This window comes from Actinomadura macra NBRC 14102 (assembly GCF_001552215.1).
Classification (GTDB): Bacteria; Actinomycetota; Actinomycetes; order Streptosporangiales; family Streptosporangiaceae; genus Spirillospora; species Spirillospora macra.
The window spans coordinates 435,714-457,193 of sequence record NZ_BCQT01000009.1 but is presented as its reverse complement, the minus strand read 5'-3'; the positions used below and the strand labels follow the sequence as shown (position 1 = coordinate 457,193).

Annotated in this window: 22 protein-coding genes and 1 tRNA gene; 15 read left to right on the top strand and 8 right to left on the bottom strand. The window is 70.9% G+C overall.

Annotated features, from left to right (window positions below; genetic code table 11):
• Nucleotides 1–24 precede the first annotated feature (24 nt).
• The gene (locus AMA02S_RS15890) at nucleotides 25–1,203 is read right to left on the bottom strand and encodes a saccharopine dehydrogenase family protein (RefSeq protein ID WP_067458480.1); all 1,179 of its coding nucleotides are present in this window, start codon (nucleotides 1,201–1,203) and stop codon (nucleotides 25–27) included.
• A gap of 122 nt (nucleotides 1,204–1,325) precedes the next feature.
• Between AMA02S_RS15890 and AMA02S_RS15885 the strand changes: the two genes are divergently transcribed.
• From AMA02S_RS15885 to AMA02S_RS15865, 5 genes are all read left to right on the top strand, one after another.
• The gene (locus AMA02S_RS15885) at nucleotides 1,326–1,508 is read left to right on the top strand and encodes a hypothetical protein (protein ID WP_067458477.1); all 183 of its coding nucleotides are present in this window, start codon (nucleotides 1,326–1,328) and stop codon (nucleotides 1,506–1,508) included.
• A 73-nt stretch (nucleotides 1,509–1,581) separates the two neighbouring features.
• Nucleotides 1,582–2,490, top strand: a complete 909-nt coding sequence (locus AMA02S_RS15880; RefSeq protein ID WP_218004982.1) for a proteasome assembly chaperone family protein — start codon at nucleotides 1,582–1,584, stop codon at nucleotides 2,488–2,490.
• A gap of 50 nt (nucleotides 2,491–2,540) precedes the next feature.
• Nucleotides 2,541–2,960 (top strand): CBS domain-containing protein, encoded by a 420-nt coding sequence (locus AMA02S_RS15875; protein WP_067458474.1) that lies wholly within the window; start codon nucleotides 2,541–2,543, stop codon nucleotides 2,958–2,960.
• Nucleotides 2,957–3,613 carry a dienelactone hydrolase family protein gene (locus tag AMA02S_RS15870; RefSeq protein WP_067458471.1) on the top strand — a complete coding sequence of 219 codons (657 nt, stop codon included), beginning with the start codon at nucleotides 2,957–2,959 and terminating at the stop codon, nucleotides 3,611–3,613. The genes AMA02S_RS15875 and AMA02S_RS15870 overlap by 4 nt, the downstream gene beginning before the upstream one ends.
• Before the next feature lie 37 nt (nucleotides 3,614–3,650).
• Entirely contained in the window at nucleotides 3,651–4,844 is a 1,194-nt protein-coding gene (locus AMA02S_RS15865) for a geranylgeranyl reductase family protein (RefSeq protein WP_067458468.1), read from the top strand.
• A gap of 10 nt (nucleotides 4,845–4,854) precedes the next feature.
• Here the strand turns inward: AMA02S_RS15865 and AMA02S_RS15860 are convergent, their stop codons facing one another.
• Nucleotides 4,855–6,333 (bottom strand): GMC family oxidoreductase, encoded by a 1,479-nt coding sequence (locus AMA02S_RS15860; RefSeq protein ID WP_067458464.1) that lies wholly within the window; start codon nucleotides 6,331–6,333, stop codon nucleotides 4,855–4,857.
• A gap of 216 nt (nucleotides 6,334–6,549) precedes the next feature.
• On the opposite strand from AMA02S_RS15860, the gene AMA02S_RS15855 reads away from it, so the two are divergent.
• From AMA02S_RS15855 to AMA02S_RS15820, 8 genes are all read left to right on the top strand, one after another.
• Nucleotides 6,550–6,942 (top strand): nuclear transport factor 2 family protein, encoded by a 393-nt coding sequence (locus AMA02S_RS15855; RefSeq protein WP_067458460.1) that lies wholly within the window; start codon nucleotides 6,550–6,552, stop codon nucleotides 6,940–6,942.
• 75 nt (nucleotides 6,943–7,017) lie between these two features.
• The gene (locus tag AMA02S_RS15850; protein ID WP_084265189.1) at nucleotides 7,018–7,974 is read left to right on the top strand and encodes an AraC-like ligand-binding domain-containing protein; all 957 of its coding nucleotides are present in this window, start codon (nucleotides 7,018–7,020) and stop codon (nucleotides 7,972–7,974) included.
• Nucleotides 7,975–8,063: 89 nt separating this feature from the next.
• A complete protein-coding gene (locus AMA02S_RS15845; protein WP_067458457.1) occupies nucleotides 8,064–9,518 on the top strand; it encodes an aldehyde dehydrogenase family protein in 1,455 nt (484 codons plus the stop codon).
• A gap of 89 nt (nucleotides 9,519–9,607) precedes the next feature.
• A tRNA-Val gene (locus AMA02S_RS15840) sits at nucleotides 9,608–9,679 on the top strand.
• A gap of 234 nt (nucleotides 9,680–9,913) precedes the next feature.
• A complete protein-coding gene (locus AMA02S_RS15835; RefSeq protein WP_245667570.1) occupies nucleotides 9,914–10,720 on the top strand; it encodes an ArsR/SmtB family transcription factor in 807 nt (268 codons plus the stop codon).
• Nucleotides 10,721–10,782: 62 nt separating this feature from the next.
• Complete coding sequence (locus AMA02S_RS15830) at nucleotides 10,783–11,961, top strand: MFS transporter (RefSeq protein ID WP_218004980.1); 1,179 nt, start codon at nucleotides 10,783–10,785, stop codon at nucleotides 11,959–11,961.
• Between the two features lie 28 nt (nucleotides 11,962–11,989).
• Entirely contained in the window at nucleotides 11,990–12,802 is an 813-nt protein-coding gene (locus AMA02S_RS15825) for an SDR family NAD(P)-dependent oxidoreductase (protein WP_084265188.1), read from the top strand.
• Between the two features lie 175 nt (nucleotides 12,803–12,977).
• Entirely contained in the window at nucleotides 12,978–13,784 is an 807-nt protein-coding gene (locus AMA02S_RS15820) for an IclR family transcriptional regulator (RefSeq protein WP_067458448.1), read from the top strand.
• A 2-nt stretch (nucleotides 13,785–13,786) separates the two neighbouring features.
• Here AMA02S_RS15820 and AMA02S_RS15815 read toward each other — a convergent pair whose 3' ends face one another.
• From AMA02S_RS15815 to AMA02S_RS15795, 5 genes are all read right to left on the bottom strand, one after another.
• Nucleotides 13,787–15,037, bottom strand: a complete 1,251-nt coding sequence (locus AMA02S_RS15815) for an amidohydrolase family protein (protein ID WP_067458445.1) — start codon at nucleotides 15,035–15,037, stop codon at nucleotides 13,787–13,789.
• Between the two features lie 82 nt (nucleotides 15,038–15,119).
• Nucleotides 15,120–15,968, bottom strand: a complete 849-nt coding sequence (locus AMA02S_RS15810) for a fumarylacetoacetate hydrolase family protein (protein ID WP_067458442.1) — start codon at nucleotides 15,966–15,968, stop codon at nucleotides 15,120–15,122.
• Nucleotides 15,965–16,834, bottom strand: coding sequence for a fumarylacetoacetate hydrolase family protein (locus AMA02S_RS15805; protein WP_067458439.1), 870 nt, complete (start codon nucleotides 16,832–16,834; stop codon nucleotides 15,965–15,967). The genes AMA02S_RS15810 and AMA02S_RS15805 overlap by 4 nt, the downstream gene beginning before the upstream one ends.
• A gap of 3 nt (nucleotides 16,835–16,837) precedes the next feature.
• The gene (locus AMA02S_RS15800; RefSeq protein ID WP_281181882.1) at nucleotides 16,838–17,551 is read right to left on the bottom strand and encodes an SDR family NAD(P)-dependent oxidoreductase; all 714 of its coding nucleotides are present in this window, start codon (nucleotides 17,549–17,551) and stop codon (nucleotides 16,838–16,840) included.
• 99 nt (nucleotides 17,552–17,650) lie between these two features.
• Entirely contained in the window at nucleotides 17,651–18,445 is a 795-nt protein-coding gene (locus AMA02S_RS15795) for an SDR family NAD(P)-dependent oxidoreductase (RefSeq protein ID WP_218004978.1), read from the bottom strand.
• A 340-nt stretch (nucleotides 18,446–18,785) separates the two neighbouring features.
• Here AMA02S_RS15795 and glnII point away from each other — a divergent pair, with 340 nt between their 5' ends.
• Nucleotides 18,786–19,799, top strand: a complete 1,014-nt coding sequence (glnII, locus tag AMA02S_RS15790; RefSeq protein WP_067458437.1) for a glutamine synthetase — start codon at nucleotides 18,786–18,788, stop codon at nucleotides 19,797–19,799.
• A gap of 164 nt (nucleotides 19,800–19,963) precedes the next feature.
• Nucleotides 19,964–20,602, top strand: coding sequence for a hypothetical protein (locus AMA02S_RS15785; protein ID WP_157430603.1), 639 nt, complete (start codon nucleotides 19,964–19,966; stop codon nucleotides 20,600–20,602).
• On the opposite strand, the gene AMA02S_RS15780 is transcribed toward AMA02S_RS15785, so the two are convergent.
• Nucleotides 20,583–21,410 (bottom strand): hypothetical protein, encoded by an 828-nt coding sequence (locus AMA02S_RS15780; RefSeq protein WP_067458432.1) that lies wholly within the window; start codon nucleotides 21,408–21,410, stop codon nucleotides 20,583–20,585. The genes AMA02S_RS15785 and AMA02S_RS15780 overlap by 20 nt on opposite strands.
• Between the last annotated feature and the right edge of the window lie 70 nt (nucleotides 21,411–21,480).

The window sequence follows — 21,480 nt, the reverse complement described above, 5'->3', positions numbered from 1 at the left end:
AGAGGGATCGGACGGGCCAGACGGTCAGCCCGCGTCGAGGACACGGAAGGTGAGTCCCGCCTTGACCAGCCGGTCGATGAGCGCGTCGCCCATCGCGGCGGCCGTGGTCACCTGCCCGGCCGTCTCGGGCAGGTCGTCGTGGGCGAGGCACAGCGCGGACTCGCCGAGCATCCTGGCCGTCTCGGTGTAACCGGGGTCGCCGCCCGCGACCTCGGTGACGACCCGCCTGCCGCCGCCCTCCCCGGCGAACGTCAGGCTGAACCAGTTGCGGGCCCGCCGCTCGGCGGAGGGGCCCTCGCCGGGTGCGCGGAACCGCAGCAGGAGAGCACGGGCGGGCGGCAACTGGGCCAGGGTGAAGAGCGCCCCCGCGCCCGCTGCCAGTCCCACCGCGCCGGCCAGCCGCCGGACGGCGAGGTAATGCCCGTAGCAGAAGTCCGGGCCGTACCGGTCGAGCGCGGCGGCGGAGCGGGCGACGATCTGCGGGTCGAGCACGGGCAGCGGGAGGGTCCAGCCGTCCCCGACGCGCGTCTTCGGGGCGGGCCGCCGCGAGATGCGCACGCGCCGTCCGGCGGGCCGTCCCTCCACCCTCCGGCGTTCCCGCTCGGCGCTCATCATGCCGGGCACGTCCGCGAAGATGCCGATGGCCGAGTGCAGGGTGCCGCCGGACACGTCGCCGTGCACGCGCAGGAAGCCCTCCACGTGGAGGGGGACGTCCTCGGGCAACTGTTTGACGGTGAAATAGACGCCGAGGTCGGCCGGGATCGAGTCGAAGCCGCAGGCGTGGACGATCCGGGCGCCGCTGCGGGTGGCCTCCTCGTGATACTTCAGATACATACGGTCGATAAAGGTGGGCTCGCCGGCGAGGTCGACATAGTCCGTCCCGGCGCGCGCACACGCGGCCACGAGGGGCTCACCGTGCTGCGCGTAGGGCCCGACCGTGGTGATGACCACCCGCGCCGCCCCCGCGATCTCCTCGATCGAGGCGGTGTCGGCGGTGTCGGCGTGCAGCAGCGGCAGGTCGGCGCACGCGGGGTTCACGGCGGCGACCCGATCACGGACCTCCGTGAGTGTGGCCTGGTTGCGCCCGGCCAGCGCCCACCGCGTCCCCGGGTCGGCGTGCCCGGCGAGGTATTCGGCGGTCAGCCCGCCGGCGAAGCCGGTGGCGCCGAACAAGACGATGTCGTACGGGCGGTCGGCGGTCATGAGAACCCCTTTCGCGTAGCCGAACCTGATTCTGTCGCGTATGCGCCACGGCCTTCACCGCGGGTCCCCGATAGGCGCCGGTCGCTGGCCTAATGTGGTCACGACCGAGGGAGGATAGTGGCGTGACCTGGCTCGCCGTGGTGATGGACGTCGCCGCGCTGCTGCTGTTCGGGTGGTTTGTCAGGACGCTGGTCCGGCATCCTCCGGCCGGCGTCCCCGGTGTCGACTCCGGCAGATCCACCGCGCCCCTCCTGATCGCCGTCAGCCTGATCCTCCTCTCCGTCCCCCTCCTGGCCCAGACCTGAGCTCCAGCGGGTTCGGGTGGTCGTCACCCCGGTAAAGTCAACGGCACTGCCGTGAATCAATGTGGGGGAGACGTTGCTTAACCCTGAGGATCTGTACGAGCTGGACACCGACCTGCCGGAGATGACCGGGCCGGTGCTGCTGCACAGCCTCGACGGTTTCGTCGACGCGGGATCCACGGGGCAGCTCGTCCGTGAGCATCTCCTTGAGGCGCTGGAGCATCGTGTCGTCGCCCGCTTCGACGTCGACTCGCTGATCGACTACCGTGCGCGCCGCCCCAGCATGACGTTCGACCGCGATCACTGGGCGTCCTACGACGCGCCCGAGCTGGTGGTCCGGCTCGTCGAGGACGAGGCGGCCAGCCCGTTCCTGTTCCTGTCGGGACCGGAACCCGACCGGCTCTGGGAGGGGTTCACCGCGTCCGTCCTGCACCTGGTGGAGCGGCTCGGCGTCGGATTGGTCGTCGGGTTCCACGGCATTCCGATGGGAGTGCCGCACACGCGGCCGGTGGGGATGACCTCGCACGCCACGCGGCCGGAGCTGGTCACGCGCAACTCCTGGTTCGACAAGGTGCAGGTGCCGGGCAGCGCGGCGGGGCTGCTGGAGCTGCGACTCGGGGAGGCCGGGCACGACGCGCTGGGCCTCGCCGTCCACGTCCCGCACTACCTCGCGCAGTCCGCCTACCCGGCCGCGGCCGTGGCCGCGCTGGAGGCGATCGTCGACGCCACCGGCCTGGAACTGCCCGACGAGCGGCTCCGCGAGGCCGCCGCCCGCACCGACGCAGACATCGCCGAGCAGGTGGACGGCAACGACGAGGTCGAGAAGGTCGTCCGGGCGCTGGAACAGCAGTACGACGCGTTCGCCGGCGCCGCCGAGCGCGACAGCCTGCTCGCCGAATCGCAGGACATGCCGACCGCGGAGGAGCTCGGCGCGCAGTTCGAGCGGTTCCTCGCCGAGCAGGACGGTCCCGAGCAGCCCGGCTGACATATCCGCCTGGCCGGTGGGTACGCGAGCCCCTGAGGGGAGGCTCGCTCATGGCCCAGAAGGTGAACGAAGTGATGACGCCGGTGCCCGTGGCGGTGTCCCCGGACACGAACCTGGTCAGGGTCGGGGACCTCATGCGCCGGCACGGCATCGGCGACGTGCTCGTGGTGCATGAGGGACGGCTACGGGGGCTGGTCACCGATCGCGACATCGTGGTACGCGCCGTGGCCGTCGAGCGGGACATGGCCGGCACCGCGGTCGCCGATATCTGCAGCACCAACGTGGTGACCGTCGCGCCGGACGAGGACGCCGAGGCCGCGGTGACGCTGATGCGCCGCCACGCGGTCCGGCGGGTGCCCGTCGTGGACGGCGACCGGCCCATCGGGATGGTGTCCATCGGGGATCTGGCCGTCCAGCGCGACGAGCGCTCGGCCCTCGCCGACATCAGCGCCGAGCCGCCGAACATATGATCAGGATCGCGCTGGCCGACGCCGTGCTCACCGGTGACCTGGCCATACCGGATGAGCCCACCGGCATCGTGGTCTTCGCCCACGGGAGCGGGAGCTCCCGGCACAGCCCCCGCAACCGCGCCGTGGCGGAGGGACTGAACGCGGCGGGCATCGGGACTCTCCTGCTGGACCTGCTCACCGAGCACGAGGATCAGCTCGACTCGCTGACCGCGACGCTGCGCTTCGACATCGAACTGCTGACCATGCGCCTCATCGGCACGATCGACCGGCTGTCGGAGGGCCTGGAGTCCGCGCCGCGCACCGCGGGCCTCCCACTGGGCCTGTTCGGCGCGAGCACCGGTGCCGCCGCCGCGCTGGCAGCGGCGGCGGCGCGTCCGGGCGTCGCGGCCGTCGTCTCCCGAGGCGGGCGGCCGGATCTGGCGGGCCCTTCCCTGGCGCGGGTGCGGGCGCCGGTCCTGCTCATCGTGGGCGGGCGCGACACCGAGGTACTGGAACTGAACGAGCAGGCCAGGCGACGGCTGGACGGCCGCGCCGAACTCCACGTGATCTCCGGTGCGACCCACCTGTTCGAGGAGCCGGGCGCGCTGGAGGAGGTCACCATGCAGGCCGCCGAGTGGTTCAACCGGCACCTGCGGCAGGCGGCCCTGCGCTGACGAGGTTCGGAACCGTCCGCCTGGGCACCATGGGTCCATGACGGACGTCATCGTGGTGGGCGCGGGGCCGGCGGGCTCCGCCGTGGCTTGTCATCTCGCGCGCTCCGGCCTGGACGTGCTGATCTTGGAGAAGACGGCGTTCCCCCGCGAGAAGGTCTGCGGGGACGGCCTCACGCCGCGAGCCGTCCAGGAACTGGTGACGCTGGGCGTGGACGTCGAGGAGCCGGGCTGGTTCCGCACGTCCGGCCTCCGGCTGGTCGGCGCTGGCCGCCGCCTGGAGATCCCCTGGCCGGACGGCTCGCTCCCCTCCTACGGCCTGACCAGGACCCGCCGCGACCTCGACGAGCTGCTCGTCCGGCGGGCGGTGAAGGCCGGCGCCACGCTCCAGGAGGGCACCAAGGTCACCGGGCCCCTCCTGAACCGGGCGGGCCAGGTCGTGGGCGTCACCACCGCGGCAGGGGAGCAGCACGCCCGGCTGGTCGTCGCCGCGGACGGCGCGTCGTCCCGGCTGTCGGTGGCGCTCGGCCTGTACCCGCGCCGCGACCGTCCGATCGGCGTCGCGGCCCGCCGCTACTACCGCAGCCCCCGCCACGACGACGACCTCCTGGGGGTGTGGCTCGACCCGGCCCCCGCCGGCTACGGCTGGGTCTTCGGGATGGGGGACGGCACGTGCAACGTCGGTGTCGCCCTCCTCCGGACACCCCACGCCGACTACCGGCGGCTTCTCAGCCGCTGGCTGACGACGCTCCCGCCCGAGTGGGGTCTCACCGAGGAGAACGCGACGACGCCCGTCCGGGGCGCGGCGCTGCCCATGGGCTTCAGCCGCCAGCCGCACTACGTCCCCGGCCTGGTGCTGGTGGGCGACTCCGGCGGCATGGTCAACCCGTCCAGCGGCGAGGGCATCGCCTACGCCCTGGAGGCGGCGCGGCTGGCCGCCGAGACGATCGAGACCGCTCTGGCGCGCCCGACCGCCGGGCAGCGCGAGCGGGCCTTCCAGCGCTACCCGGCCGCGCTCAAGACCGCGAACGGCGGCCACTTCACGCTCGGCCGCGCCTTCGCGCGGGCCGTCGAGCATCCGCACGTCATGCGGCTGGCGACCCGGCACGGCCTGTCCCACCCCGCCCTGATGCGCGTCGCGATCAAGATCCTGGGCAACATCACCGACCCGGGGGGCCACCGCGCCCCCGACCGGCTGGCCGCCGCCCTCTCCAAGATCACCCCCGTCTCCTAGGCGGCGGGCCTCAGCCGAGGAGCTCCGCGGCCTTCTCCCCGATCATGATCGCCGGCGCGTTGGTGTTGCCGGTCGTCACCGTGGGCATGATCGAGGCGTCCGCGACCCGCAGCCCGTCCACACCGTGGACGCGCAGCTCCGGGTCGACCACCGCGTCGTCATCGACGCCCATCTTGCAGGTGCCGGCCTGATGGTGGTACGTGAGCACGGTCCGCCGGACGTAGTCGCGTAGACCCTCGTCCGTCGCGGCCAGCGGTCCGGGGTAGAGCTCCCGTGCGCCCCACGCGTTCTGCAGTGCCGTCCCCGCCACGATCTCCTGGCACAGCCGGACGGCCGCGCACAGCGCGTCGAGATCGGCCTCATGGGACAGCACCCGCGGGTCGATCAGCGGCTCGCTCTCCGGGGAGCGGCCGGACAGCCGGATCTCGCCCGTGGACTCCGGCCGTACCAGCCCGGCCATGAGCGAGAAACCGTGCGGGGGACCGTCCATCCACGGTTCGTAGAGCGGCACGCCGAAGTGCAGCGGCTGAAGGTCGGGCACCGGCAGCTCGGGCCGGCTCCGCCAGAACAGGTGGCTCTGGGTGTGGGGCAGGCCCCGCGACAGGGTGGGCGGACGGTTCGTCGAGGCGATCACCGGCACCAGCCAGTGGTCCTGGAGATTGCGGCCCACCCCCGGCAGATGGATGGCGTCGCCGCCGAGCGCGTCGGCATCCCCGATCCCCGAGCGCAGCAGCAGCGCCGGCGACCCGATGGCGCCCGCGCACAACACCACCAGGTCGGCGCGCGCGCTCTCCACCACCCCGTCGCGGTCCCACTCGACGCCCACGCACCGACGCCCCTCCAACAGCAGCCGCCTGACCTGCACGTCCGGGACGAGCGTCACCCCGCGCTCCAGCACCGGCGCCAGGTACGCGCGGGCCGTCGTGAGCCGCTGGTGGTCACGAATGGTGAACTGCATGAACGACACGCCGTCCTGGACGGTGCCGTTGTAGTCGGGGTTGAACGGCAGCCCCGCCTGCTGCGCCGCCTCCACGATCGAGCACTGGACCGGGTCCGCCTTGAAGCCCGCGAGGATGTCGAGCGTCCCGGGTTCGTCCGTCCCGAGCCCGTCGATCCTCTCGAAGAGCGGCCGCACGTCCCGCCAGGACCAGCCGGGGTTGCCGAGCGACGCCCAGTGATCGTAGTCGGCCGGATTGCCCCGGACCCAGATCATGGCGTTGAGGGCATGCGACCCGCCGACGACGCGGCCGCGCGGCAGGTGCAGCGTCCGGTCCTGCGCGTGAGACTGGGGAACGGTGCGGTACCCCCAGTCCAGGGGCGAGTCCCAGAGCTCGTGCATGCGCGCCGGATCGTCCACCGCCGGGACGTCGCGGTACGGCCCGGCCTCGACGACCAGCACCTTGTGACCGGCGTCCGCCAACCGCCGCGCGACGACCGAGCCGGCCGAGCCCGCGCCGACCACGATCACGTCCGCCTGCTGGTCGCTCATCCAAGGGCCTCCCGCTCTGATCCGCTGATTGGCGGTCAGCGTAGGCACGGACGCCCGGGATCCGGCCGGGCCGCCGCGTGTCGTGCCGCCACAGACAAGCATTGTTCAGACAGAGCCAAGAGAGCATGTCCAACCGATGATGTGCTCGACTGGCAAGCGACCGGCTCCCGGGGGCGAGGTGTCCCAGGAGCGATCCGAACCGACGAGAGGGCAACCATGAGCGAGGCGTCCGACATCATCAAGGCCCACTACGCGGCCTCCGACCGGGGCGACCTGGACGGCATGGTCGAGGCGTTCGCCGACGGCATCGAGTGGACCGAGATGGCCGGATTCCCCTATGCGGGCACCTACGTCGGCACCGACGCGATCAAGGCCGGCGTGTTCGGCCGCCTGGGCCAGGACTGGAAGGGCTTCCGCGCCGACGCCGAGGAGATCGTCGACGGCGAGGGCGGCACCGTGGTCGGGATCGGCCACTACTCGGGCACCTACCGTGAGACCGGACGGTCCATGCGCGTCCGCTTCGTCCACGTGTGGCGGGTCCAGGACGGCAAGGTCATCGGGTTCGAGCAGTTCTGCGACACGCACCTTGTCCGTGCGGCGATGGACTGAGACCCCTGGTGCGACCGGCCTCCGGCAGTGCAGTATGTGTGCGGGAGGCCGGGGATCTCACCTGGGAAAACACGCATGTCCATGCTCATCCGCACTACCGATCTGCCCGTCCGTGAACGCTTTGAGTTCTGGCGCAGCTCGGTCTCGGAAATGTTCGTTCCACTGCGCTCGGACACGTCCCGTCCGGACCGCTTCGACGGCCGCATGCGCGGCTGCGAACTGGGGGCACTGAAAGTGGCCGAGGTCGCGGCCACCTCCCACGTGGTGCGCCGGACCGGCGCCCAGATCGCCCAGTCCGATCCCGGCTACTACAAGCTCGGCGTCCAGCTCAGCGGCTACTGCCTGCTCACCCAGGACGGCCGCGAGGCCGCGCTCGTCCCCGGCGACTTCACGATCTACGACACGACCCGCCCCTACACGCTGGCGTTCGACGACTCCTACCGCCAGCTCGTCCTGATGGTCCCGCGCCGTCTCCTGCACCTTCCCGAGGAGGCCATCGCCGGGATCACGGCCACCCGGATCTCCGGCCGCCAGGGCGTGGGGGCGCTGCTGTCGCCGTTCCTCGTCCAACTCGCCCGGACCCTCGACGAGCTGGACGAACAGGGCGGCGTGCGCCTCGGCGACAACATCGTGGACCTGCTCGTGACGTTGCTCGCCGAGCGCCTGGACGTCTCGACCCCCACCCCCGACGCGAGCCGCCGCGCCCTGCTGATCCGCGTCCGCGCCTACATCGAGCGCCATCTCGACGACCCGGACCTGTCCCCGGACGGCATCGCCGCCGCGCATTTCGTCTCCTCGCGGCACCTGTACAAGCTCTTCCGCGAGGAGGGCACCACGGTCTCGATGTGGATCAAGCAGCGCCGGCTGGAGCACTGCCGCCGCGACCTGCGCGACCCCCTCCAGCTCAACCGCCCGGTCAGCGCGATAGGCGCCCGCTGGGGCTTCGTCGACGCCGCGCACTTCAGCCGCCTGTTCAAGGCCGCCTACGGCGCCAGCCCCCGCGAGTACCGGGTGACGATCACGGGGGAATGATCAGGCTCAGTCAACACCCGTACAGAGACAGACAAGACTCCCCAAGCCGGGCCCGCGAAGCTGGTGCCGCAGGCTAAAGGGAGGCCACCATGAGCACGAAAGCCCAGCTCTTCATCAACGGAGAGTGGACCGGGGCCGCCGACGGCGCCGAGTTCACCACGTCCGACCCCGCCACCGGGAAGATGCTCGGAGTCTGCGCCGAGGCCGGGCCACAGGACGTCGACAAGGCGGTCGATGCGGCCCGCGCAGCTTTGAACGACGCCTCCTGGGCTGCCATCCCGCCAAGCGCGCGCGCCCGCCTCCTCTGGCGAGTCGCCGACCTGATCGAGGAGCACGAGGCCGAGCTGGCCGAGTTGGAGACCCGCGACCAGGGCCAGCCCCTCGGCGTCGCGCACTCGGTGAGCGTCACCGGCGCCGCCGAGCATTTCCGCTACTTCGCCGGCTGGTGCACCAAGATCGAGGGCTCGGTGTCCCCGATCTCCTTCCCGGACACCCTGCACTACACCCGCCGCGAGCCGGTCGGCGTCTGCGCGTTGATCACCCCGTGGAACTTCCCGCTGATGATCGCCGCCTGGAAACTGGCCCCCGCCCTCGCCTGCGGCAACACGGTGATCATCAAGCCGGCCGAGCAGACCCCCCTCACCACCGTCAGGCTCGTCGAACTCTGCGAGCGTGCGGGCTTCCCGCCCGGCGTGGTCAACCTGCTCACCGGCGGCCCGTCCGCGGGCAAGGCCCTGGTCGCGCACCCCCACGTCGACAAGGTCTCCTTCACCGGCTCCAGCTCCGTCGGACGCGAGATCGTCAAGGCGTCCGCCGGCAACCTCAAGCGCGTCACCCTCGAACTCGGCGGCAAGGCCCCCAGCGTCATCGCCCGCGACGCCGACATCGACCTCGCCGTCGCAGGCAACCTGCAAGGCGCCCTCCTCAACAGCGGCCAGGTCTGCGCCGCCTACACCCGCCTCTACGTCGACCGCCGCCGCGCCGACGAGTTCACCGAGAAGCTCGCCGAGGCCGCCTCCGGCCTCCGCCTCGGCCCCGGCCTGGACCCCGAGACCCAGATCGGCCCCCTCGTATCCCTGGACCACCTCTCCCAGGTCGACTCCTACGTCCGCACCGGCGAGAAGCAGGGCGCCCAACTGGTCACCGGAGGCGAACGCGCCGACGGCCCCCTCGCCGACGGCTACTTCTACCGCCCCACCGTCTTCGGCGGCGTCACCGACGACATGACCATCGCCCGCGAGGAGATCTTCGGCCCCGTCCTGCCCGTCCTGGCCTACGACGACCCCGAGGAACTCGCCGCCCGCGCCAACGACACCGACTTCGGCCTGGCCGCCTCCCTCTGGACCAGCGACCTCGCCACCGCCCACCACCTGGCCGCCGAAATCCGCGCCGGCGCCGTCTTCGTCAACATGCTCCCCATCCCCGACGCCGCCGCCCCCTGGGGCGGCTATAAGTCCAGCGGCTGGGGCCGCGAGATGGGCCCCTACGCCATCGACGCCTACACCGAGGTCAAGGGAGTCTGGGTCCACCTGGGCACCTCCTGACGGGTCGCCCCCGTACCCGGTTCGCGCCCTCCGCACCGTTTCGCACTACCCACCGCGAACCGGGTACGCTTTCCCGGTCACGAGCACGCGGGCGCGTAGCTCAGGGGTAGAGCACTCGCCTTACAAGCGAGAAGTCGGCGGTTCGAAACCGTCCGCGCCCACCTGCGAAAGACCCCGTTCCCCGGTGTAGGGAGCGGGGTCTCTGTGTGTCTGGGGCGCCATGAGCTCGTGAGCGCGATGCCTTCGGCCGCCCGTCATCGTCGTGCGGGGCGGGGTTGTTGATGAGGAGATCCAGGTCCGGCTGAGCCTGTGGCGTGGTGCGCTGGGCGACGTTGCTGACGGTTGGTGAGGGATTACTCTGGCATATGCAGGTAAATACCTGCATAATGGACCCTGTGACCGCACAGCAGGACGTCCTCGATCTGGTGTTCAAGGCGTTGGCCGATCCGACCCGGCGCCTGCTCCTCGACCGGCTCCGTCAGCGGAACGGGCAGACGCTCACCGAGCTCTGCCGCAGCCTTGAGATGGCGCGCCAGTCGGCGACCCAGCACCTCGACCTGCTGGCGCAGGCCAACCTCGTCGTCGTTGTACGGCGAGGGCGGGAGCGCCTGCACTACCTCAATCCCGCCCCGATCCACGAGATCGGGGAGCGCTGGATCGCGGCGTACGACGCGCCGCGACTGGCAGCCCTGAGCACCATCCGAGACCGAGCAGAGGAGTACGCAATGAGCGAGACGACCACGACCATTCCGACGTACGTCTACGTCACCTACATCAAGGCGACCGCCGAGCAGGTGTGGAAGGCGCTCACCGACGCGGACCTGACCTCGCAGTACTGGCACCACGCCAACGTGTCCGACTGGCAGGTCGGCTCGTCCTGGGAGCACCGCCGTGTCGACGGTTCCGGCGCCATCGACGTTGTCGGCACCGTGCTTGAGGTGCAGGCACCGACCCGGCTCACCGTCACCTTCGAGGACTCCCCGCGCGAGGAGCGGGTCGACGGGCCATCGGTCGTCACCTTCCTGATCGAACCGTACGGTGACATCGTCCGGCTGACCGTGACCCACGAGAACCTGCCCAACGAGGAGATGCTGAACGGCATCTCGAGCGGCTGGCCGGCGGTGCTCGCCAACCTCAAGACGCTGCTGGAGACCGGGGCGGTCCTGCCGGTGGCGCCCTGGGAGGCGCCGGAGCAGTCATGAGCCGTGCCATCAGGACGGGTGCTCACGGGGGAGCGCTGAGTCGGGGCGAGACGAATCTTGCTTTGGCCACGCTGTTCTTGGGGATGTTCGTGCTGGGCAGCAGCGAACTGCTCGTGGTCGGGCTGCTCAACCTGATCGCCGCGGACCTTGAGGTCTCCATCCCCACGGCCGGTGTGCTGGTGACCGCGTACGCGTTGGGCCTGGCCATCGGCGGCCCGATCCTGACCGCACTGACGATCAAGGTGAACAAGCGGACGATCCTGGTCGGCACGGTCGTCCTGGTCATCCTCCTCACGCTGGTCCCGGTGCTGACCAGCAGCTTCGGCCTGTTCGTCGTGGTGCGTACCAGCATCGGGGCGCTGCACGGGCTGTTCGTCGCCGTCGGGTTCGTCCTGGCGATGTCGATCGTTCCGCCGGAGCGGATGGGGCGGGCGATCTCCGTGGTCGTCTCCGGCCTCTTCGTGTCGACCGCGTTCGGTGTGCCACTGGGCACGCTGGTCGGGCAGGTGCTGGGCTGGCGCGGCTCGTTCACCGCGGTCGCCGTGCTCGGTGTGGTGGCACTGATCGCCACGCTGGCCCTGATCCCGTCCATGCCCAGCACCGGCGGCGGCGCGGGGAGCCAGGCCAGGTACGCGTTCGCGCCGCGGGTGCTCGCCGCACTGGCCGTGAACGTCGTGGCGTTCGCGGCGGTCTACTCGGCGCTGACGTACATCGTGCCGTTTCTGGAGGACGTCACGGGCATCTCCGGCGCGCTGATCAGCTTGTTCCTCCTGGCCTACGGTGTGGCCACCGCGGTGGGCTCGTTCGCCGGTGGCCGGTTCGCCGATCAGAATGCCGCGCGCACCCTGATCGTCGGTGCCGTCGGCGTGGCGGTCTCCCTGCTGGTGCTCTACCTTGCCGGGACGATCGCCGTACTCGTGGCGCTGGCGCTGCTGGCTTTCGGCCTGTTCGCCATGGGCATGGTGCCCTCGATGCAGTACCGCGTGGTGAGCCTGGCCGGTCCGGGCGGGCAGCTGGCGTCCTCGCTGCCCGCCTCCGCGGCCAACGTGGGCATCGCGTTGGGCGCGTACTCCGGTGGTGTGGCGCTCGGCGCCTTCACCGCCTCGTCCGCGGTGATCACCGGTCTGGTCATCGCGGTGATCGCCATCCCGGTCGCCTGGGCGGCCAGCCTCCTGACGCCTCCGGTCATCGGGGAGGCGGCGGAGTCCGCGGTGGCGGATGCGATCCCCGAACGTACGTAATCATGAATCGATCACATGGAGAAAGCAAATGAGTGGCTTGCTGCTGGAGAATAAGAACGCCGTCATCTATGGCGGCGGGGGCGCTATCGGTGGCGCCATCGCGCGGGTGTTCGCGCGGGAAGGCGCGAGGGTCTTCATCGCCGGGCGGACGCAGGCGAAGCTGGACGCCGTGGCGCGTGATATCGCCGCCGCAAGTGGAACGGTCGAAACAGAGCTCGTCGACGTCTTCGATCAGCAGGCGGTCGAAAAGCACGCCGATGCGATCGCGGCGACGGCCGGCAGCATCGACATCGCTCTCAACGCCGTGAGCGTCGTACACGACCAGGGGACGGTGCTGGCGGACCTCTCGCTGGACGAGTTCATGCGGCCGATCGACGGTTTTCTGCGGACGCTTTTCATTACGAGCAAGGCTGTCGCACGGCACATGGGGCGCGGTCGTCCTGGCGTCATCCTGACCTTGTCCGAGCCGGGCGCCAAACTGGCTGTCGGCGGCATCTTGGGGCACGGCGTGAGCGCGGCCGGCAAGGAGGCGTTCTCGCGCCTTCTGGCCGCGGAACTGGCACCCGACGGCATCCGGGTCGTCGACATCCGTCCGCACGCTGTTGTCGATGCGCCGGCAGAGGGTTCCTACACCAAGGACGTCTTCCAACAGTTCGCGACAGCGGCCGGACAGTCGGTTCAGGAATTCCTCGACGAAGGGGGAATGGCGCAGGGGACACTTCTCAAGAGGCTGCCGACGCTCTCCGAGGTAGCGGAGACGGCCGCCTTCCTGGCTTCGGATCGTGCCGGAGCCATGACCGGGACAGTTGCCAATCTGTCCGGCGGCGCGCTTGTGGACTGAGTTTCGGGCCCTCCGTTCGCGAGCCTGAGTGGTCACTGGAGGGAGGCGATCGATGTGTCGGTTGCGATCGGTCGCTCCCCGCCGTGGCCTCGTTGTTCGCTCGGTACGCGCTTCGGCCGGTTTCCGTAGGATGGGAGCCCAGTGTTCGCGTGCCAATGCGGGAAGTGAGACGACTGTGCCGCCGCGCAACCAAGCGACGCCCCGCCCGGCCGGTCCCAGGGGCGGCTACCACGTGGAGGCACTGGCGAAGGGGCTGCGAATCCTCGGGCTCTTCTCCGAGCAGCGCCCCGCCATGAAGCTGACCGACATGGCCGCCGAGGCGGGGCTGCCGCTGCCGACCGCCTTCCGGATGGCGTCGACCTTGGCGACCGAGGGGTTCCTGGAGCTGTTGCCGGACGGTGCCTACCGGCCGGCGCCGAAGGTGCTGACGCTGGGCTTCTCCGCGTTGCGCGGCCTCGACATGGTGCAGCTCGCGGACGGCCCGTTGCGCAGGCTGGTCGGGACGACCGGGCAGACCGTGAACCTCGGCGTGCTGTCCGGCGACCATGTGCTCTACCTGGTCAGGCTGCGCAACAACGACCTGGTGACGGCCAACATCCAGGTGGGATCGCGGCTTCCGGCCGTCCGTACCTCGATGGGCAAGATGCTGCTCGCCCACCTGGACGGCGGTGAGCTCGAACGGCTCGTGACGGGCGAGTCGTTCGCCGGCTCGGCCGGGCCCAATGCGGTCATGTCATTGGACGAGCTGCGTCCCGCGCTGGCCGAGACACGCGGGCGGGGCTGGGCGGTGCAGGACGAGGAGCTGGCCTACGGGTTGCGGTCGGTGGCCGGGCCCGTCCGGGACGCGTCGGGGGCGGTGGTGGCCGCGGTGAACGTGGCCGTTCCCGCGACGCAGGTGCCCATGTCGCGGCTGCTGGGGGAGATACGGCCGCTCGTCCTGGAGACGTGCGGGGAGATCTCGCGGCTGCTCGGCCGGGGTTGAGCTCAGCGGGTTCTCTTGTGCAGGTTTCCACCCTGCATGATCACGGTCAGGTTCGCCGCGTCCTGGAGGAGGGCGATGTTCTGGGTGGGATCGCCGTGGACGACCAGCACATCGGCGAGGAACCCGGGGGCGAGGACGCCTAGTTCGTCGGCCATGTCCATGACCTCACCGCCCCGTTTGGTGGCGGCGACGAGCGCCTCGGCCGGGGTGTAGCCGAACAGGTCCACGAAGAGCTGCAGGTCGCGGGCGTTGCGACCGATGGGGGTCTGCGGGAAGCCGTAGTCGCCGCCGGGCAGGACGCGGATGCCCCGCCGCCGCATCTCGGGGTAGAGGGCGATCTGCGCCTCCAGCTGGGCGACCGATCCCATGCGCTCGGCGGTCGCGTGGTCGATGCCGAACTCGTGGGCCTCGTGCACGTTGGCCCACATGATTCCCACCGCGGGTGCGGTGAACAGTTCGTCCCGGTGCTCCTCCAGGAGGTCGAGCGCCTCCTCGTCGGCGTAGGAGCAGTGGTAGACCGAACGGAACCCGTTGCGGACGGCGAGCTTGATCGATTCGGGGTTCTGGGCGTGGCAGTTGAGCCAGACGCCGGCCTCCCGCGCCGCCGCGCCCGCCGCCGCGGCCTCCTCGGCGGTGTACTGGGTCTGCATCGACCCGCCGGGGACGAACACGTCGTCATTGCTCAACAGCAGCTTGACCGCGTCGAATCCGAGCGCGGCCTGCTCGGCGATGAAGCGCCGCAGACCGGTCGGGGTGATGTTCTCGGCGCCGTGCCGCACGGGGTTGTTGTCCCGCTCGAAGCTCGCGGCGCGCAGCCGAGGACCGGGGACCTTCCCGGACGCGATCGCGTCGCGGAGCTGGACCTCGACGTTGCCCGGGGTGAGCGAGCCGGCCGAGTAGGCGCTGGTGAAGCCGGCATCGAGGAGGATGCGGGCGTTGCGCTCGGCGAGCGCGAGATGCTCGTGCGCGGAGGGCGGACGCTGGAAGAACGACACGTCCACGGGTGGGTTGAAGCCGGGCTCCAGGTGCCCGACGGCCGAGGGGAACGTCAGGTGCGCATGCCCCTCGACCAGCCCCGGCATGACGGTGGACCCGGAGCAGTCGATGACCGTGGCGTCCTCGTCCCCGGGCGCGAGGGAGTGGCCGGGACGGACGGCGGCGATGCGGTCGCCGCGCACGACCACCTCGCCCGGGAAGGCGGGTCCGCCCGTCCCGTCGAACACCGACCCGCCGGTGAAGACGATCTCGCCCATGCCGCTGCTCCTTCGCTGACTTTGCTGCCGGACGCGGTTCGCGAACTGGAGCGACCGCGCGACCGGACGCGGACCTGCGCGGTCATGGCGCGTCCCCGGCGACGAACCGCTGGATGATGCGGCCGACGCCCTCCAGTTCGCTGACCAGGACCTCGCCCGGCCGGACGAACCGCTTGGGTGTGCGGGCGTTGCCGACCCCCGGGGGCGTGCCGGTGAAGATCAGGTCACCGGGGAACAGGCGGCAGACACGCGACAGTCGGACGAGGAGCTCGGGAACGTCGTAGATCATCGCGCTGGTGCGTGCGCTCTGCATCGTCTCGCCGGACAGGCTGCACGAGATCGCCAGGTCGGCAGGGTCGTCGAATTCGTCGGGAGTCACCAGCCACGGCCCGGTCGGGCCGAAACCGGGGAACGACTTGGCCAGGCTGAACTGCGGCTTGGAGCCGGCGAGCTGCGATGTCCGTTCGGACAGGTCCTGCCCCAGGGTGATGCCCGCGACGTGGTCCCAGGCGTTCTCGCGCCGGACGCGGCGGGTCTCCCGCGCGACCGCGACCACCGCCTCGACCTCCCAGTCCACGGTGTCGGACGGCAGTTCCACGTCGCTGACCGGCCCGGCCAGGCAGCTCGGGAACTTGGTGAACGTCACCGGCGCGGAGTCCGGCGGGTACCCCGCCTCGCGGGCGTGCTCGGTGTAGTTGATGCCGATCGCGAACACCTGGGCCGGACGCGGGACGGGCGGGCCGAGATCCTCGACGGCGAACGGCGTGCCGGTCGTGGCGTCCTGCGTTGCCGCCCAGCCGCGGAAGGCGTCCCATTCGCTGAAGACGGCCTGCGGGTCGGCCGGGAACCGGCCGCCGCTCGCCTCGGCGACGTCGACGGCCATCTCACCGTCGACCAGGACGAGCCGTCCTCTCAGGTTGGCGGTCCTCACCAGCCGACCCTTTCCGGCGCGGGTTCACCGTACGCGTCCGCCCAGGACACGACGGGGTTGCGCAGTGTGCCGACGCCCTCGATCTCGGCCTCCACGACGTCTCCGGGACGCAGATAGAAGTCGAAGGGGTCCGGCTGGACGGCCGCGACACCCGAGACGGTGCCGGTGGTGATGATGTCGCCCGCGCTGTAGGTCTGCGGCGAGTGGTAGGCGACCAGGTGGGGGATCGACACCCGCATCTGGCTCGTGTGCCCGGTCTGCCGGACCTCACCGTTCACCCGCAGCCGCATCGCCAGGTCCTGCATGTCGTCGATCTCGTCGGCGGTGACGATCCACGGGCCGATCGGGCAGAACGTGTCGATGGCCTTGCTGAAGGAGAAGACGCCGGACTCCATCTCGCGGCGCTGGATGTCGCGCGCGGTGACGTCGTTGAAGACGGTGAAGCCGGCGATGTGCTCCCGTGCCTCGTCCGGGCCGAAGAACTTGCCGGGCCTGCCGATGATGACGGCGAGCTCCAGTTCGTAGTCCAACTCCTGGGTGAGGTGCTCGGGGTGGACGATCGGGTCGTCCGGACCGATGATCGCGTCGACGTTCTGGAAGAACACGATGCCCTTGTGCACCGGGTGCGACCAGTTGACGGCCTGGAGTTCGTCGTGGTGGTCGGCGAAGTTGCCGGCGGTGTGGAAGAACTTCCTCGGCTGGATCGGCGCGCGCAGCCGGACGTCCGCCAGCCGCAGCCGCTCGCCGGTCTCGCCGGCCCGGCCCCCGCGCTCGAAGAAGGCCCGCGTGGACGGGACGTCCAGTTCGATGACGTCGTCCCCGTCGAGCCGGCCGACGCGGCCCGCGTCGAAGGTGATCAGCTTCACGGGTCAGGCCCCCACCATGTTGAAGCCGCCGTCGGCGAGCATGTAGGCGCCCGTGATGTGCGAGGCGTCCTCGGTGGCGAGGAACAGCGCGGTGCCCGCGACGGCCTCGGGCGGCGGGATGGTGCCGAGCGGCGTCTGCGCGATGAGCTTCTCGCGCCGCCCGGACCTCCAGTCCGCGCGCTCCAGCGTCGCGCCGGTCTCCATGAAACCGGGCGCGAACGTATTGACCCGGACGGTCGGCGCGAACGCGGCGGCGTAGGACTTGGTGATGCCGAGCAGCCCGTACTTGGCGGCGGCGTACTGTGGCGCCCGCGCGCTGCCGCGCACCACCACGGTCGAGCCGATGTTCACGATCGAGCCGTGCCCCTGCTCCAGCATCCGGGAGCCGAACTCGTGCGTCATCAGCAGGGTGCCCTTGACGTCCACGTCGATGACGCGGTCGAGTGACTCCTGGGTCAGCTCCCGCCACGACATCTGGTCGCTCGCCACGTCCCCGACATTGTTGACCAGCACGTCCAGCGCACCGGCGCGCTCGAACGCCTCGTCGGCCAGCCCGCGGATCGCGTCCCAGGACGAGATGTCGGCCTGGACGACGAACGCCTCGCCGCCCGCCTCGCGGACCCGTTCGGCGGTCCGTTCGGCGCCCTGCTTGGAGCTGTTGTAGTGCACGCCGACCCGGGCCCCCCTCCTGCGCGGCGCGGACGGCGATCTCGGCACCGAACCCGGTGCCGGCCCCCGTCACCAGCACCGTCCTGCCCGCGAACCGGGGAAAGATCCTCGGCTCGGTGTTCTGGCCCATGGGTTGTCTCCGATCGTTCAGACGAGCGTGCGGCCGCCGTCCACGTACATGATGTGGCCGGTCATGAACGCCGCGTGCGGCGAGGACAGGAACAGGATCGGGCCGACGACCTCCGCCGCCGTGCCCAGCCGTCCGGCGGGCACCTGCCGCACCAGCTCGTCGTGGACCCCGGGCTGCGCCAGGTAGGCCGCGGTGAGCGGCGTCTCGACGTATCCGGGCGCGACGGCGTTCACGGTGACGCCGTGGCAGGCCCACTCGGCGGCCATGACCCGCATCAGCTGGTTCATACCGCCCTTGGACGCGGCGTACGGGCCGTGCTTCCGGTGCGCCAGGTGCCCCGACACCGACGACAGGAAGACGATACGGCCGCGGCCGGCGCCGATCATGTGACGGCCGGCCTCCCGCGCCGCGCCGAACGCGGTGAACAGGTTGGTGCGCAGGACCCGTTCCCAGTCGGCCTCGGTGAACTCCAGCACGGGGCGCCGGTCGTTGACGCCGATGCAGTGCAGCAGGACGTCGAGCCCGCCCATCGTCTCGACGGCCTTCCGGACGACCGCGGGGCCGGTGTCCGGCTCGGTGAGGTCGGCGGTGATCGTGTGCGGTGGCGTGCCGTCCAGGCCCGAGGGCAGCGCGTCCAGCCGGTCGGGGTCCCGGTCCACGGCCGTGACGACCGCGCCTGCGCCGAGGTAGCCGCGGACGCACTCCGCGCCGATCCCGCCCGCTCCGAGTACGAGCACCCGGGCACCGTCCAGGCCCAGCCATGTGGCGCTTCCGTTGGGCCCCGCAGCGGTCGCCCGCGTCGGCTCCGTCACTATGCGGCCCTCGCCTCCTCGCAGTACTTTCACTAGATGAAAGCTGCTTTCAATAATGTCGGACCCGATCCGGGGCGTCAACCGAGCAGGCATCCTTCCGAGGACGTGGTGACCCGGCGCACGTCTTCACGCCCGATGAACTGGACGGTGACCGGCTGGCCGTCCACCGGTCGTTTGCTTCGTGCTGACCGTGGGCGTGGAGGTCGTTGTGACCAACATCTCACCAAATGTGGGCAGGTCAGCGGGCGTTTTACATGCCGTTCACATTTGGGCAACAGGTCGGAAACGGCCTGTTGGCAGCTTCTGGGGGAACCCACAAGGCCCTCCGGAGGGATCGACGTTGAGTTACAAGGCCGAGTACATCTGGATCGACGGCACCGAGCCCACCGCGCGGCTGCGGTCGAAGACGAGGATCCTGGCGGACGGCGCCGACCTGCCGGACTGGGGTTTCGACGGCTCCAGCACCAACCAGGCGCCGGGCGACAACTCGGACTGCGTGCTCAAGCCCGTGTTCTCGTGTCCCGACCCGATCCGGGGCGGTGACCACAAGCTGGTGCTGTGCGAGGTGTTCCTGGTGGACGGGACGCCCCACGAGACCAACAAGCGGGCCGAACTCCGTCCGATCGCCGAGAAGTACGAGGCGCAGGACTCCTGGTACGGGATCGAGCAGGAGTACACCTTCTTCAAGGACGGCCGCCCGCTGGGCTTCCCGGAGCGCGGCTTCCCGGCCCCGCAGGGCTTCTACTACTGCGGCGTGGGCGCCGATGAGGTCTTCGGACGCGAGATCGTCGAAGCGCACCTGGACGCCTGCGTCGAGGCCGGGCTGAAGATCTCCGGCATCAACGCCGAGGTCATGCCCGGACAGTGGGAGTTCCAGATCGGCCCCGCCGGGCCCCTGGAGGTCGGCGACCACATGTGGGTCGCGCGCTGGCTGCTCTACCGCATCGCCGAGGACTACGACGTCTCCGCCACCCTCGACCCCAAGCCGGTCGAGGGCGACTGGAACGGCGCGGGCGCGCACACCAACTTCTCCACCAAGGCGATGCGCGAGGGATACGACGCGATCATCACCGCGTGCGAGGCGCTCGCTTCGAAGGCGCAGGAGCACGTGGCGGGGTACGGCGCCGACATCGAGCGCCGGTTGACCGGCATGCACGAGACGGCGCCGTGGAGCGAGTTCAGCTACGGCGTGTCCGACCGCGGTGCCTCGGTGCGGATCCCCTGGCAGGTCGAGGTGGACAAGAAGGGCTACATCGAGGACCGCCGTCCGAACGCCAACGTCGACCCGTACGTGGTGGCCCGCCTGATCACGGACACCTGCTGCGAGGCGCTGGAGAAGGCCGGCCAGGTCTGACTCGCGCCGCGGGACCCCGGGGGTTTGTGGGACCCCGGGGTCCTTCGTGGCTGCGGGGGCGCACTGCGACGGACGTGGCCAAAGCTCAGCAAATCTTTCAGGTTGGGGGAGTTCCGCCCATCGGTGCCGGGTAGCACCTACTCGTTCGCACCGGGGGAGGGAACATGCCCGATACGCCATTCGGGCGGTACTCCGGCGGCCTGCCCGGCAGGCACGCCAGCCGCCCTGCGCCACGGCCCTTTGAGCGTTCGTTCCGGTGCCCCTCCACGGCGCGGCGGCGCCCGGTAGAGGCTCCGGCCAAGCGGTACCAGGACTTCGTCGCGCTGCACGAGGAGATTTCCGGAAGATCGGATCCGGCGCTGCGTCCGCTGTGGTGGACGGGCATGGCCTGCGCGCTGGTCGCGGCGGGCCTGGCGTTCGCCGTCGTGCTGGGAACACGCGGCCTGCTCGGCGCGCAGATCCCCGTGTTCGCCGGACGGCACACCGGCACGGGGGCCGCGGCGACGAGTTACGCGCTGTGCGCGATGGCGGGCACGATCCAGGCGACGGCGCTGATGCACCTGCTGCTGGCGACCGCGGCGCGGCCGGTCCGCGCGTTCGGCTGGATCGGCGGGACGGCGGTGGTGCTGGTCGCGGTGCTGCCCCTGACCCTGCACGGCCCGCCGGCCGCGGCGCTCGGCACGGCGGCGCTCAACCTGGCCGGTGGTGCGGGTGTGATCGCCCTGCTGGCCGCGGTGGTGGCCGCGTCGGGCGGCGGTCCGCGCGGCTGGCCGGAGGGACGGGTCAGGCGCGGCCGACCGTGATCGTCAGCGGGTCCGGGGCGGTCGTGGACACCACGCGGACGTGCCGGAGCCGCCGCCGCACGTGCACGTCCACCGGGTCGTGCGGGGCCAGCACGCGCAGCTCGCGGTGCATCCCGGAGAAGCCCAGGCAGAGGGAGACGTCCCAGGTGCCGCGGGGGAGCGGGTCGTCGATGAACGCCCGCGTCACCGGCACCCGGGCGGTGTAGCACAGGCCGCTGGGCCGCTCCTCCAGCATGGCGATGACCTGGTACGACTCGCGGGTGTGCCGTTCCAGGAGGTTCAGCGTCCCGGAGATCGGCATGGTGATCTGCTGGGCGTCGATGTGTCCTCTGACGGCGACCTCCTCCTCCCGCTCGTCCCAGCCGAGCCGGTCGGCGGTGGTGCACCCGCCGGCGTGGGGACGGCCGCCGACGTCGATCTCCAGGCCGCCCTCGACGCCGAAGTAGGCGGCGACGGTGATGGAGCCCGGCAGGAACCGGCGCTGCGGCGAGGTGTCCAGGTGCGGTGCGCGCTCACGGCCGAACGGCAGGACGGTGGCGCCCAGCGGATGCAGAATCGCCACGGACACGTCCCAGAGCCCGCCGGTCAGCGGATGCCCGTCTTCGAGGGACGCGACATCCACGAGCGTCTCGAACGCGACCGTTCCGTCTCCGGCGGTGACCGCCGCGGGCAGGCGCAGCAGGCCGCCGTTCTCGCGCTCGCGCAGGCGGAACTCGATCTGGGGGACGGTGCCGTCGCGGGTGATCCGGCCCGCCAGCCAGAGGGCGGACCCCGCCCAGCCCATCTCCGTCAGATAGGGATCTGGCATCGCATCCCCGTCTCGTCATCCCCGCCGTCAAAGGATCATTTCCCCGGGACGCGGTGATCGAACCGGCGGG

Coding starts and splice junctions, on each gene's coding strand:
- AMA02S_RS15785 (WP_157430603.1), top strand. CDS start 19,964: ATGCCCGATACGCCATTCGGGCGGTACTCCGGCGGCCTGCCCGGCAGG.
- AMA02S_RS15875 (WP_067458474.1), top strand. CDS start 2,541: ATGGCCCAGAAGGTGAACGAAGTGATGACGCCGGTGCCCGTGGCGGTG.
- AMA02S_RS15815 (WP_067458445.1), bottom strand. CDS start 15,037: ATGGGCGAGATCGTCTTCACCGGCGGGTCGGTGTTCGACGGGACGGGC.
- AMA02S_RS15780 (WP_067458432.1), bottom strand. CDS start 21,410: ATGCCAGATCCCTATCTGACGGAGATGGGCTGGGCGGGGTCCGCCCTC.
- AMA02S_RS15825 (WP_084265188.1), top strand. CDS start 11,990: ATGAGTGGCTTGCTGCTGGAGAATAAGAACGCCGTCATCTATGGCGGC.
- AMA02S_RS15890 (WP_067458480.1), bottom strand. CDS start 1,203: ATGACCGCCGACCGCCCGTACGACATCGTCTTGTTCGGCGCCACCGGC.
- AMA02S_RS15855 (WP_067458460.1), top strand. CDS start 6,550: ATGAGCGAGGCGTCCGACATCATCAAGGCCCACTACGCGGCCTCCGAC.
- AMA02S_RS15865 (WP_067458468.1), top strand. CDS start 3,651: ATGACGGACGTCATCGTGGTGGGCGCGGGGCCGGCGGGCTCCGCCGTG.
- AMA02S_RS15870 (WP_067458471.1), top strand. CDS start 2,957: ATGATCAGGATCGCGCTGGCCGACGCCGTGCTCACCGGTGACCTGGCC.
- AMA02S_RS15845 (WP_067458457.1), top strand. CDS start 8,064: ATGAGCACGAAAGCCCAGCTCTTCATCAACGGAGAGTGGACCGGGGCC.
- AMA02S_RS15850 (WP_084265189.1), top strand. CDS start 7,018: ATGTCCATGCTCATCCGCACTACCGATCTGCCCGTCCGTGAACGCTTT.
- AMA02S_RS15860 (WP_067458464.1), bottom strand. CDS start 6,333: ATGAGCGACCAGCAGGCGGACGTGATCGTGGTCGGCGCGGGCTCGGCC.